At 65.8% G+C, this 11110-nt stretch carries 14 protein-coding genes and 1 tRNA gene; 8 read left to right on the forward strand and 7 right to left on the reverse strand.

Annotation, left to right across the window (positions count from 1 at the left end; genetic code table 11):
- The 3 genes from RMO12_RS14470 to RMO12_RS14480 form a co-directional block, all read left to right on the forward strand.
- On the forward strand, positions 1 to 245 hold a 245-nt coding region (locus RMO12_RS14470), incomplete at its 5' end, for a hypothetical protein (protein WP_309639824.1).
- A 138-nt stretch (positions 246 to 383) separates the two neighbouring features.
- Positions 384 to 566: a hypothetical protein gene (locus tag RMO12_RS14475; protein WP_309639825.1), complete on the forward strand. Its 183-nt coding sequence runs from the start codon at positions 384 to 386 to the stop codon at positions 564 to 566.
- A complete protein-coding gene (locus RMO12_RS14480) occupies positions 563 to 835 on the forward strand; it encodes a hypothetical protein (protein WP_309639826.1) in 273 nt (90 codons plus the stop codon). Before RMO12_RS14475 ends, RMO12_RS14480 begins: the two co-directional genes overlap by 4 nt.
- A gap of 381 nt (positions 836 to 1216) precedes the next feature.
- Here RMO12_RS14480 and RMO12_RS14485 read toward each other — a convergent pair whose 3' ends face one another.
- Positions 1217 to 2176 carry an asparaginase gene (locus tag RMO12_RS14485; RefSeq protein WP_309639827.1) on the reverse strand — a complete coding sequence of 320 codons (960 nt, stop codon included), beginning with the start codon at positions 2174 to 2176 and terminating at the stop codon, positions 1217 to 1219.
- Between the two features lie 81 nt (positions 2177 to 2257).
- Here RMO12_RS14485 and lexA point away from each other — a divergent pair, with 81 nt between their 5' ends.
- The 3 genes from lexA (at position 2258) to RMO12_RS14500 (ending at position 3744) form a co-directional block, all read left to right on the forward strand.
- Positions 2258 to 2935, forward strand: a complete 678-nt coding sequence (gene lexA, locus RMO12_RS14490) for a transcriptional repressor LexA (protein ID WP_309639828.1) — start codon at positions 2258 to 2260, stop codon at positions 2933 to 2935.
- A gap of 8 nt (positions 2936 to 2943) precedes the next feature.
- Positions 2944 to 3291: a helix-hairpin-helix domain-containing protein gene (locus tag RMO12_RS14495; protein ID WP_309639829.1), complete on the forward strand. Its 348-nt coding sequence runs from the start codon at positions 2944 to 2946 to the stop codon at positions 3289 to 3291.
- Between the two features lie 120 nt (positions 3292 to 3411).
- On the forward strand, positions 3412 to 3744 hold the full coding sequence (locus tag RMO12_RS14500; RefSeq protein WP_309639830.1) for a hypothetical protein: 333 nt from the start codon (positions 3412 to 3414) through the stop codon (positions 3742 to 3744).
- A gap of 33 nt (positions 3745 to 3777) precedes the next feature.
- Here the strand turns inward: RMO12_RS14500 and phbB are convergent, their stop codons facing one another.
- From phbB to RMO12_RS14530, 6 genes are all read right to left on the reverse strand, one after another.
- Complete coding sequence (phbB, locus tag RMO12_RS14505; protein WP_309639831.1) at positions 3778 to 4515, reverse strand: acetoacetyl-CoA reductase; 738 nt, start codon at positions 4513 to 4515, stop codon at positions 3778 to 3780.
- Positions 4516 to 4621: 106 nt separating this feature from the next.
- The gene (locus RMO12_RS14510; RefSeq protein WP_309639832.1) at positions 4622 to 5803 is read right to left on the reverse strand and encodes an acetyl-CoA C-acetyltransferase; all 1182 of its coding nucleotides are present in this window, start codon (positions 5801 to 5803) and stop codon (positions 4622 to 4624) included.
- Positions 5804 to 5937: 134 nt separating this feature from the next.
- A complete protein-coding gene (locus RMO12_RS14515; protein WP_309625139.1) occupies positions 5938 to 7605 on the reverse strand; it encodes a class I poly(R)-hydroxyalkanoic acid synthase in 1668 nt (555 codons plus the stop codon).
- A gap of 369 nt (positions 7606 to 7974) precedes the next feature.
- Positions 7975 to 8694 carry a peptidoglycan editing factor PgeF gene (pgeF, locus tag RMO12_RS14520; RefSeq protein WP_309625138.1) on the reverse strand — a complete coding sequence of 240 codons (720 nt, stop codon included), beginning with the start codon at positions 8692 to 8694 and terminating at the stop codon, positions 7975 to 7977.
- 75 nt (positions 8695 to 8769) lie between these two features.
- Complete coding sequence (gene maiA / locus RMO12_RS14525; protein ID WP_309625137.1) at positions 8770 to 9411, reverse strand: maleylacetoacetate isomerase; 642 nt, start codon at positions 9409 to 9411, stop codon at positions 8770 to 8772.
- Positions 9412 to 9421: 10 nt separating this feature from the next.
- Positions 9422 to 10120 (reverse strand): fumarylacetoacetate hydrolase family protein, encoded by a 699-nt coding sequence (locus RMO12_RS14530; RefSeq protein ID WP_309639833.1) that lies wholly within the window; start codon positions 10118 to 10120, stop codon positions 9422 to 9424.
- A 103-nt stretch (positions 10121 to 10223) separates the two neighbouring features.
- Between RMO12_RS14530 and RMO12_RS14535 the strand changes: the two genes are divergently transcribed.
- Both RMO12_RS14535 and RMO12_RS14540 read left to right on the forward strand, forming a co-directional pair.
- Positions 10224 to 10769 (forward strand): NUDIX hydrolase, encoded by a 546-nt coding sequence (locus tag RMO12_RS14535; RefSeq protein WP_309639834.1) that lies wholly within the window; start codon positions 10224 to 10226, stop codon positions 10767 to 10769.
- 148 nt (positions 10770 to 10917) lie between these two features.
- Positions 10918 to 10994 (forward strand) — tRNA-Pro (locus RMO12_RS14540).
- Positions 10995 to 11110: the final 116 nt, after the last annotated feature.

Here is an 11110-nt window from a genome sequence, read left to right on the forward strand (position 1 = left end):
GAGGCGCTGATGCAGGACCTGGGTTCGTCGGGCGGAACGTGCTGGGCAACACCAGTTCGCGGGCCCGCTGGGCTTCGGTCACCGCCCCGAGCTACACCTTCACCGGCGACCTCAATAACGGCTGGTGGAGCCCCGGCACGGACATTCAGGCATGGGCTGGCTGGCTTGGAGCGACTGCGGCTCATGGCGTCCGGCCCGGTGGTGGTGAATGCCACGACCAACGCGTCGGTCTGCAGCGGCATTGACACATTCGCGGTCAATGGCGCCATCGGCTTCAACGGCCAATTGAACTGCCTGTCCGGCGGCGTGTCCAGATCGTCAACTGCTCGGCGCTGGGCATCGACCTGTACCCGACCGGCGCACTCAACGCGTTTCGCATCGACGTGAGCGGCGACGTCGGCATCGGCGCGCTGACGTTCGACACCAGCGCGGCGCGCGTCCTGACGCTCGGCAACGCCACCGCGCCCAGCACCTCGCCGGCCGGCATGGGGCAAATCTACGTCGAGGCCGGCGCGCTCAAGTACCGTGGGTCGGGCGGCACCATCACCACCCTGGCGTCAGCATGAGCCTGCCCATGCTCACCGCCGACAAGGCCAACCACGCCGTCTACGGCTTGCTCGTCTTCCTGGCCGCGGCGCTGCTGTGCGGTCGCCATGCCAGGCTCGCCGCGGCACTTGCCGCAGGCCTGCTCAAGGAGGCGGCCGACTGGTGGGGCAACCGCCGCGCGGCCCATGCCGGCCAACTCGCTGCGCACAGTGTGGATGCACTCGACGTGGCCGCGACGTGCTCGCTCGCCGCGATGTGCTGGGCCGCGCTGCCGCTGATCGGCGTGTGATGGCATTCCCGTCGCCGCTCGACGTCGGCACCGTCTCCATTGCCCGCCCAGGGCGGCATCGTCGACCACACTCGCCGCATCGCCCGCATTCAGCGGCGCGATCTGCCGGGCCTAGTCGCGCAGCAGCGACGCCGAGCCTGCGGTCCGATCCTGGAAGCTCGCTTGCGGATGGGCGTACGACACCGCGGCCATGCACCCTTCCAGGTACAACGGCCGGGCGCGGTCGAACGAACTCCAGCCGTGGTGCGCCAGCGCCGTGCGGCTCGAGAGGGCGAGTGAGCCACCGAGGGCGGCGTTGCATGCTGCTGCTCGTTGACGGGCAATCGGTCGGACCACCGCTCCCGTAGCACCACTCAAAAACCGCCTGCGAAGCGGCGGCCTTCAAGCCCTGACAGAGCGGCACTGCAGCAGCTGCAGGATCAGCTCGACCCTCGCCTGCACCGGTGTGAGCGGGCCGCTGTCGGGCAGCACGGCGTCGGCGGCTGACAGCACACCACCGTCGGCGACGCGGCTGCTTCGCCACACCGCCACGCCCTCGGCCTTGGCCCGCAGCAAGGCGGCCTCCAGCGCGTGATGCAGCGTGCCATTGCCGGTTCCGGCCGCGACGATGCCGTCGACGCCCTGCGCCAGCAGAGCATCGACGATCGCGCCCGACGCGCCGGCATGGCTGAGCACGATCTCCACCCGCGGCCATCGGTCGACGTCGAGCACGTCGGCGCCTAGCGCAACGCCGTGCGGCCAGTCGCGAACACGACGCAGGCGCCCTGCATCGATGCGGCCGAGCGGCCCGGCGTCTCCGCAGCCGAAGGCGTCGAGCCGGTGCGTGTGGGTCTTGCGCACGTCCAGTGCGCCGTGCAGCCAGCCGGCCATCACTACCACCACGCCGCTCGCACCGGCTACGCGCGCCACGTTCACAGCGTCGATCAGGTTCTGCGGGCCGTCGGCCTGCAGCGAAGTCGACGGCCGCATGGCTGCTGTCAACACCAGCGGCTTGCTCGGCGCCAGCACGCGCTGCAGCAGGTACGCGGTTTCTTCGAGGGTATCGGTCCCGTGGGTCACGACGATGCCTGCCACGTCGGGCCGCGCCAGATGGTGGCGGGCGCGCAGCACGAGGGCTCGCCAGACCTCGATGTCCATGTCCTTGCTATCGAGCTGCGCCACCTGCTCGGTTTCCAGTGGCTGCTCGTCCAGCCCCGGCAGCGCGGCAACGAGCTCCTCGATGCCGACCTGTGCGGCGACGTAGCCGAGCACGTCGAGTGGTTGCGCAGCGGTGCCGGCGATGGTGCCGCCGGTCGCGAGGATCACCACGCGACCGGGCGCACTGGAAGGAAAGCTTTGCATTTGTCAGAAACTGGATAAAAATACAGGTACTGGACAAACCACCAGGCATACCGCCTCGGCGGAACCGCAATGGGAGATCGAATGCAAGACGCTCCGAAACTGACCGCACGACAGCAACAGATTCTCGAGCTGGTGCAAAGCGCGATCGAACGTACCGGCGCGCCCCCCACGCGTGCCGAGATCGCCACCGAGCTGGGGTTTCGCTCCGCCAACGCGGCCGAAGAGCACCTGCAGGCGCTCGCCCGCAAGGGCGTCATCGAGCTGATTGGCGGCACCTCACGCGGCATCCGCCTTCAGTCTGACACATTGCGTTCGCTCAACCAGCAGCGCAACAAGCAGTTCTCGCTGCCGCTGCCCAGCCTGTCGCAACTGTCGCTGCCGCTGGTCGGGCGCGTGGCCGCTGGCAGCCCGATCCTTGCGCAGGAACACATTGATCAGACCTACACGGTCGAGTCCAGCATGTTCCCGCGCCGCCCCGACTACCTCCTGCGTGTGCGCGGCATGAGCATGCGCGACGCCGGCATCCTCGACGGTGACCTGCTCGCCGTGCAGCGCGCCAAGGACGCCAAGAACGGGCAGATCGTGGTGGCGCGGCTCAACGACGAGGTCACCGTCAAGCGCTTTCGTCGTGTGCGCGGCGTCGTCGAACTGATCCCCGAGAACCCCGATTTTCAGACGCTCGTGGTCACGTCCGACAGCGGCGATTTCGAGCTTGAAGGCCTGGCGGTAGGGCTGATCCGCAACACCATGCTGATGTGAGCGCGGCCATGGTCACCCGGAAACTGTCGACGGCGGCCAAGGCGTCCGTCGCAGAGCACTGCGAAACACTCGAACAGTTGCCGAACATCGGGGCAGCGTTGGCGGCCGATCTGCGCCTGGTCGGCATCAAGCACCCCCGCGAGCTGGCGGGGAGAGACGCCTTTGTGCTCTACCAAGCGCTGTGCGCCAAGACTGGCGAACGCCAGGATCCCTGCGTGCTCGACACCTTCATGGCGGCTGTTGACTTCATGCGAGGCGCGGCCGCAGCACCGTGGTGGCACTACACCGCCCAGCGCAAGGCCCTGTACGGGCAGCTAGTCGCCGCTGGCTCCGGCAGGAGGCGCTCCACCGCTTAAGTTGCATCGCGGCCGCCTGCGGGTGGCGGGCATACGCGTCGCATGCGGCGCGGCATCCCGCGGGCAAAGGCCTCAATGAATCAATCCTGCCGAACTTCATCACTGGAGATTCGGAAAATCATGTTCATGCTCTTTTGCAAGCCGCTGCGGCAGTGGTGGCAGACCGCGTTCACTTCACCCGGGCCGACGGCGATCAAACCCCTGGCGTTCAGGCCATCGGCGGCGCGCTCGCGCCGGTTGTCGGGCCAACACGGCAGCCGACCGGTCACGCCGTTTCGCGTGCAGCCTTCGCGCGCTGGACCGACTGACGCCGCCCGCTTGGCAGCACGGCGCTTCTGGATGACGCTCGACCCCGAAGACCAGCGCCGCGCCGCGATCGGGGGAACATTCGCCGAGGTGTGCGCCGCGCTCGAGCGGCTCGCTGCCCTGGATGAAAAAAAGCGCCACGCGTGAGCGTGGCGCTTTTTAATGCGTTTGCGGCTGGCTTCAGCCCATGTGCAGACCGCCGTTCACAGAGAAGTCGGCGCCGGTGGCAAAACCCGATTCGTCGGACGCCACCCACGACACCATCGACGCAATGTCCTCCGGCGTGCCCAGACGCTTGACGGGAATGGTCGCGACGATCTTGTCCAGCACGTCCTGGCGGATCGCGCGAACCATCTCGGTGCCGATGTAGCCCGGGCTCACGGTGTTGACCGTCACGCCCTTGTTGGCCACTTCTTGCGCCAGCGCCATCGTGAAGCCGTGCATGCCGGCCTTGGCTGCGGAGTAATTGGTCTGGCCGAACTGGCCCTTCTCGCCGTTGACCGATGAGATGTTGATGATGCGACCCCAGCCGGCGTCGGTCATTTCATCAATCACCTGCTTGGTGACGTTGAACAGGCTGTTGAGGTTGGTGTCGATCACCGCGGCCCAGTCATCCCTGCTCATCTTGCGGAACATGCCGTCGCGCGTGATGCCTGCGTTGTTAACCAGCACGCTGATCGGGCCGTGCTCGGCCTTGACAAGCTTGAACGCGGCGACGGTGGAGTCCCAGTCGGAGACGTTGCCCACCGAGGTGTGGAACGTGTAGCCGAGTGCCGCCTGCTCGTCGATCCATTTCTTGAAGTCGCGGGTCGGGCCACAGCCGGCGACAACGGTGAAGCCATCGCTGTGGAGGCGCTGGCACATCGAAGTGCCGATGCCCCCCATGCCACCGGTGACGTAAGCAACCTTCTTGCTCATTTTCTGCTCCTTGATTGTTGTCTGATGCTGTTAGCGTGGCCTCGACACTCGTCCGGGTCAACCGGGTTCGCCCGAAGCTGCGCGTTCATCAATTTCGTTTCGCGCCCTAGCGCTCCACGGTCAGGGCCACGCCCATGCCGCCGCCGATGCACAGCGACGCGATGCCGCGCTTGCTGCCGCGGCGTTGCATTTCATGCAGCAGGGTCACGAGGATGCGGCAACCCGAGGCACCGATCGGGTGCCCGATGGCAATCGCGCCGCCGTTGACATTGACCTTGCTGGTGTCCCAGCCCATCTCGTTGTTCACCGCGCAGGCCTGCGCCGCAAAGGCCTCGTTGATCTCGAGCAGGTCGAGGTCGGCCGGCTTCCAGCCGGCGCGCCCGAGCGCGAGCTTGCTGGCCGGCACCGGGCCCATGCCCATGTAGGCCGGGTCCAGCCCGGCACTCGCGTAGGAGGCAATGCGCCCCAGCGGCGTTAGCTTCAACTGTTGCGCCCTGGCCGCGCTCATCACCAGCACGGCGGCAGCGCCATCGTTGAGGCCGGAGGCATTGCCCGCCGTGACGCCCCCTGCCTTGTCAAAGGCCGGACGCAGGCCCGCCAGCGCTTGGGCGTTGGACTTGCGGTTGATGAATTCGTCGGCAGCGAACACGATCGGCTCGCCCTTCTTCTGCGCAATGGAAAACGGCGTGATCTCGTCCTTGAACTTGCCGGCGTCCTGCGCCGCGGCCGCTTTTTGCTGCGACCCCAGCGCCAGCGCGTCCTGCTGCTCGCGGCTGATGCCGTACTTCTTGGCCACGTTCTCTGCGGTGATGCCCATGTGGTACTGGTTGTAGACGTCTTGCAGACCATCGACGATCATCGAATCGACCAGCTTCCAGTCGCCCATGCGCTGGCCTTCGCGCGAGCCATGCAGAACGTGCGGAGCCAAGCTCATGTTTTCCTGGCCGCCGGCCACCACGATCTCGGCATCGCCGTCGCGGATCGCCTGCGCCGCCAGCATCACCGCCTTCAGGCCGGAACCGCAGACCACGTTGATCGTCATCGCCGGCACCGCGTGTGGCAGTCCCGCCTTGAGCGTCGACTGGCGCGCCGGGTTTTGGCCGCTGCCCGCGGTCAAAACTTGGCCCAGGATGACTTGGCTGATCTGCTCGGCGGCCAGGCCGCTGCGCTGCAGCAGGCTCTGGATCACGGCCGCGCCGAGTTCCGGGGCCGGGGTCTTGGCGAGGGTGCCGCCAAACTTGCCCACCGCGGTGCGGGTGGCGGCGACGATGACGATATCGGTGCTCATGCAATGTCTCCTGGAACTCAATCGGGGATCAGCCCTCGCCGGGCCGCCCCAAGAGGGCTGAACGCCCCCTTGGGGGGCAGCACCGAAGGTGCGTGGGGGTGATCATTTCAGTGTCGGGCCAACGGATCAGCGCTTCATGCCCGTGTCTTGACGTATCGGCCGGGTGCGGGCTCGATCGGCTTGTGGGTGCGGTCGCCCGGTGTCTTCGCGGCGGGGATCAGCTTGCCCGACTGGGGTTTGAGCCAACCGATCCAGGCCGGCCACCAGCTACCTGGCTGCTCGGTCGCGCCGTCCAACCAGGCTTGCGGCGTCGTGGGCACTTTGCTGGAGACCCAGTGGCTGCGCTTGTTCTTCTGAGGCGGATTGATGACGCCGGCAATGTGCCCCGACGCGCCCAGCACGAATTGCTTCTTGCCGGGCAGGATCTGCGTGGTCGTGTAAGCGCTATGCCAGGGCACGATGTGATCTTCGCGCGACGCGTAGATGAAGGTTGGCATGTCGAGCAAGCGCAGGTCGAGCGGTTCGCCGCAAACGGTGAGCTTGCCCGGCTTGACCAGGTTGTTCTCGAGGTAGGTGTGGCGCAGGTACCAGCAGTACATCGGACCGGGCAGATTGGTCGAGTCGGAATTCCAGTAAAGCAGGTCAAAAGGCGGCGGCGTCTCGCCCTTCAGGTAGTTGCCGACCACGTAGTTCCATACCAAGTCGTTGGGTCGCAGAAAGCTGAAAGTCAAGGCCAGTTCCTTGCCCTTGAGCAAGCCACCCTGCCCCAATGCCCGTTCGCGCATGCGCACCATGTTCTCGTCGACGAACAAGTCGAGCACACCGGTGTCACTGAAGTCCAGCATGCTCGTCAACAGCGTCATGCTGGCAGCGGGCTCGTCGCCACGCGCCGCCAGTACCGCCAGCCCGCTAGCGAGCAGGGTGCCGCCGATGCAGAAGCCCAGGGTGTTGATCTGCGCTTGCCTGCTGATCGCCTGCACTTCGCGAATGGCGCGGATCACTGCATGCTCGATGTAGTCGTCCCAGGTCTTATCGCCGATGGAATCGTTGGCGTTCACCCAGCTCAGCAGGAACACGCGCTGCCCCTGGCTCAGCGCATGGCGAACGAACGAGTTGTCGGGCTGTAGATCGAGGATGTAGAACTTGTTGATGCACGGCGGCACGATCAGCAACGGCCGTTCATGCACCTTGGCGGTCACGGGCTTGTATTCGATGAGCTGGAACAGCTCGTTCTCGAACACGACCGCGCCTTCGGTCGTCGCGACATTGCGACCGACCTCGAACACGCTCTCGTCAGTCTGCGAGACGTGTCCTTGCTGGATGTCGTGCCACAGGTGCTGCAAGCCCTGGGCGATGCTCTCCCCCTTGGTCTCCAGCGCCTTGCGCTGCGCTTCGGGGTTGAGCGCAAGGTAGTTCGACGGCGATGCCGCATCGACCCACTGCTGCACGGCAAACCGGATGCGCTGGCGCGTCTTTTCATCCGCCTGCACCTCGTCGGCCAACTGAAGCAGGGTGCGCGCGTTGAGCAGGTACATGCCGGCAAGGTAGGCGGAGGTCGGACTGGTGAGCCAGTCCTGTGCGGCGAAGCGCCGATCCGCAGGCGCCGCAGCCTCTTTGCCTGGCGCCGCAACCCCGTTCCACAGTTCGGCGGCTTCGCGCATATAGCGGGCCTGCAGTTCAGGCAAAGCGCCGCTCGGCAGCTCGAGTCCTGTGACACCTTTCAGGGCCTTGGCCCAGTCGGCAGCAAACTGTTGGGCGGATTGGGGTGCAAAAGCACCCAAGCCGGAAGCGGCTGTGTTCATGTATTTCCTCGTTTTGGGCGCGTCGATGACGGGTCGACCGCAAGGTATTTTGACGACCGCAAGGCATTGCTTGCGCGTTAACCCCATTATCCAAGTCACCCTTGCGCGGAGCTGAACGGCCCTGCGCAATCAACGGCACGATCGTCCGATTCAATGCACCTCATTCCGATTGCCTGGCTCTATGTCGCGCTGATGATGGCGGTGGCCGAAGCCGTTCACCCGCAAGGCAGCGTGTTGGGTGCGCTGGTGACGTTCTTGCTCTACGGGCTCGGACCCGTGGCACTCGTCGTGTACCTGCTCGCCACGCCGGCCCGGCGCCGAGCGCGCAGGGCGGCCGCCGAGGCGGAAAACGCCGTGACCAGTGCGGCCTCAGAACCGCAACCAGATGCTCGCAGCGAGTCGACCGGAGGGCGCGTCGCGCCGGTACGAAAAGAACTTTGACGGGTTGCTCCAGGTACACCAGCCCTGGCTGCCGTCGTTGCCGTACACGGCATCGACGCCGGCCGCGCCAAGGCGGTGGCGTGCGAGCCAGGCAAGGTCCGCAAGCCACTTCGGCACGGCTGGCGTTGCGGGCGCGAGAACGGGCGTGAATCCTGGTGCGACGTTCGCCGTTGCCCCGAAAGCTTCGAGCACATCGAACCCGACCTCGAAGGCCCGCGGCCCGATCGCCGGCCCCAGCCACGCCAGCACATCGCTCGGAGCGCAGCGTCCGGCCACGCACAGTGCCGACAGCGCGGCCTCGAGCACGCCGCCCGCCAGGCCGCGCCAGCCGGCATGCACCGCGGCCACGGCCAGTCCCTGGCGTGTCGACAGGAGTACCGGCAGGCAGTCGGCGACCTGCACGCTGCAGGCCAGTCCGGGCACGGTGGTCACGGCGGCGTCGGCCTCGAACGCGCCGGCGGCGGTCGGACCGACGAGATGAACGACGCGCGCGCCATGCACCTGGGACAGCCAGACTGGAATCGCTTCGCAGCGCTGCGCATGACGCGCCTGGTTGACCGACACGCACTGCGCGTCGTCGCCGATGCCCTCACGAAGGTTGAGGCTTGCGAACGGGCCACAGCTGACGCCGCCGCCGCGCGTACTCATCAGCGCACCGACGGCTGCGGGCGCTGGCCAGTCGGGCCGTATCCAAAAGTCATTTGTCCGCATCGCGGATCCGCTTCAGGCTTCAGCGTCGGGGCAGGCGGAGGGCTGTGCGCTCTGAAATGCCGGCAGCGCCATGCAGGCCTCGAAGATGCGCATGACCGTCGGCATGGGGTCGAGCTGGCAATCAAAGCGCTGCGCATTGAAGATCTGCGGCACCAGCACGCAATCGGCCAGCGTCGTTGCGTCACCGTGGCAAAAGCGTCCCGTCTTCGGTTCGCTTGCCAGTCGCCGCTCGACCGCCGCCAAGCCCAGCTCGACCCAGTGACGGTACCAAGCATTCTTGGCCTCTTCGCCGACCTTCAGGTCACGCATCAGATAGCGCAGCACGCGCAGGTTGTTCAGCGGATGAATTTCGCAGGCGATGTCGAGCGCCAGCGAGCGAATTCGCGCCCGGTCCAGCGCCGTGCCGGGCAGCAGCGGCGGCTCGGGATGCAACTCATCGAGGTATTCAATGATGGCCAGCGATTGCCCGATGCGCCCCGCACCGTCCATCAGTTGCGGCACGAGCTGCGTTGCCGACACGCTGGCATAGCCGGCACCGAGCTGCTCGTTCTTGACAAGGTGGACGCTGCGGTAGTCGTAGGGCAGCCCCTTGAGAGCGAGTGCGATGCGCACGCGAAATGACGCCGATGAGCGGTAGTAGCTGTAGAGCTCCATCGCCGTTGCCTCACGCCTGGATGCGCAGCTTCAGTACTTGCAGGCCCCCTATACGGGCCTCGAGCACGTCACCGGACACCACCGCGGCGACGCCTTCGGGCGTACCGGTGTAGACAAGGTCACCGGGCGCCAGCGTCCACGCCGAGGACAAGTGCTCGATGATCTCGGCCACGCTCCAGATCATGCGGTCGATGCGGCTGGCCTGCCGAGGCACGCCGTTGACTTGCAGATCGATCGTGGCGGTGTAAATGTCGGTGACCTCGCTGGCCGGCGTGATCGGTCCGATGGGGGCCGAAGCATCGAAACCCTTGCCGATGCTCCACGGTCGGCCAGCCTTCTTCATCTCGGTCTGCAGATCACGGCGTGTCATGTCGAGGCCAACCGCGTAGCCCCAGACGTGATCGGGCGCGCGCGCCGCGGCGATGTCACGCCCGCCCTTACCGATTGCCACGACCAGCTCGACCTCGTGGTGCAAGTTCTTCGTGAGGCTCGGATACCGCATGGTGCCGGTCGCACCGGCCTCGACCGAGAGCACCGCATCAGCCGGTTTCATGAAAAAAAATGGCGCTTCGCGGCCCGTGAAGCCCATCTCCACCGCATGTTCCGCATAGTTGCGGCCGACGCAGTAGATGCGGCGAACCGGGAACCGTTGACTGCGACCATGCACTGCCACGCTCGGTACCGGTGCGGGTGCAATGACGTGTTCCATGCTGACCAAATCGAAGTGAACATCAGCATTCGATGATGCCATGCGTATTCGCGCCGGGCACTGCGCGACCTTTGGATTTTCCTCGCCGCTACACTCGATCGCCATGACCCAGACACGCAGCATCCGGCATTGCAAGACGTGCGGTGCAGCGACCGCTTATCGCATTCCTCTCGACGACAACCGCGAGCGCGCAATCTGCACTTCGTGCGGCTTGGTGCATTACGAGAACCCGCTCAACGTGGTGGGGACGTTGCCTTGCTGGGGCGAACAGGTGCTGTTGTGCCGCAGGGCGATCGAGCCCCGCTACGGACTGTGGACACTGCCGGCCGGGTTCATGGAAATGGGCGAATCCACCGAGCAGGGCGCGCTGCGCGAGACCGATGAAGAAGCCGGTGCGCGCGTTGCGCTGCAGGGGCTCTTTTCGGTCTTGAATGTCGTGCGTGTCGGCCAGGTTCATCTCTTTTATCGCGCACGGCTGCTCGGCACCGATTTCGCCCCCGGCAGCGAGTCGCTGGAAGTGCGGCTTTTTCACGCGCACGAGATTCCCTGGGACGAACTGGCGTTTCGAACGGTGCGGGAGACGTTGCACTGGTACTTGGCTGACCGCATCAGCGGCAAGTACAGCATTCACTGCGACGACATCGCATGAGAGTAACGACCCCACGCACCTGCAGTGCTGCCGCTTGGCATGTCCCCGCGAGGGCTCCGTAGCCATTGGAGCGCTCAGCCTTCTTGGGGTGGCCCGGCGAGGGCCGCGGCAATGAGCCAGAGGCGCTTGGTTATACTGCTCGACTGTTCGGGGCGTAGCGCAGCCTGGTAGCGCACTTGCATGGGGTGCAAGGGGTCGCGAGTTCGAATCCCGCCGTCCCGACCAATTGAATCAATGGGTTAGTTCTCACGAGGAGCTAGCCCATTTTGATTTGTGGGCTTGGCGCGGCTCGTTGTCGACGCACCTGCCGAGCGACGCACTTTCGATGCGCTGAAGTCGAT

Origin of the sequence: Methylibium sp. (assembly GCF_031393925.1) — a bacterium.
GTDB lineage: Bacteria > Pseudomonadota > Gammaproteobacteria > Burkholderiales > Burkholderiaceae_C > Methylibium.

Bases quoted from the DNA above. Each gene is read 5' to 3' on its own strand.
- lexA (WP_309639828.1), top strand. From the start codon at position 2,258: ATGCAAGACGCTCCGAAACTGACCGCACGACAGCAACAGATTCTCGAG.
- RMO12_RS14510 (WP_309639832.1), bottom strand. From the start codon at position 5,803: ATGAGCACCGATATCGTCATCGTCGCCGCCACCCGCACCGCGGTGGGC.
- pgeF (WP_309625138.1), bottom strand. From the start codon at position 8,694: ATGAGTACGCGCGGCGGCGGCGTCAGCTGTGGCCCGTTCGCAAGCCTC.
- RMO12_RS14495 (WP_309639829.1), top strand. From the start codon at position 2,944: ATGGTCACCCGGAAACTGTCGACGGCGGCCAAGGCGTCCGTCGCAGAG.
- maiA (WP_309625137.1), bottom strand. From the start codon at position 9,411: ATGGAGCTCTACAGCTACTACCGCTCATCGGCGTCATTTCGCGTGCGC.
- RMO12_RS14500 (WP_309639830.1), top strand. From the start codon at position 3,412: ATGTTCATGCTCTTTTGCAAGCCGCTGCGGCAGTGGTGGCAGACCGCG.
- phbB (WP_309639831.1), bottom strand. From the start codon at position 4,515: ATGAGCAAGAAGGTTGCTTACGTCACCGGTGGCATGGGGGGCATCGGC.
- RMO12_RS14485 (WP_309639827.1), bottom strand. From the start codon at position 2,176: ATGCAAAGCTTTCCTTCCAGTGCGCCCGGTCGCGTGGTGATCCTCGCG.
- RMO12_RS14530 (WP_309639833.1), bottom strand. From the start codon at position 10,120: ATGGAACACGTCATTGCACCCGCACCGGTACCGAGCGTGGCAGTGCAT.
- RMO12_RS14480 (WP_309639826.1), top strand. From the start codon at position 563: ATGAGCCTGCCCATGCTCACCGCCGACAAGGCCAACCACGCCGTCTAC.
- RMO12_RS14535 (WP_309639834.1), top strand. From the start codon at position 10,224: ATGACCCAGACACGCAGCATCCGGCATTGCAAGACGTGCGGTGCAGCG.
- RMO12_RS14515 (WP_309625139.1), bottom strand. From the start codon at position 7,605: ATGAACACAGCCGCTTCCGGCTTGGGTGCTTTTGCACCCCAATCCGCC.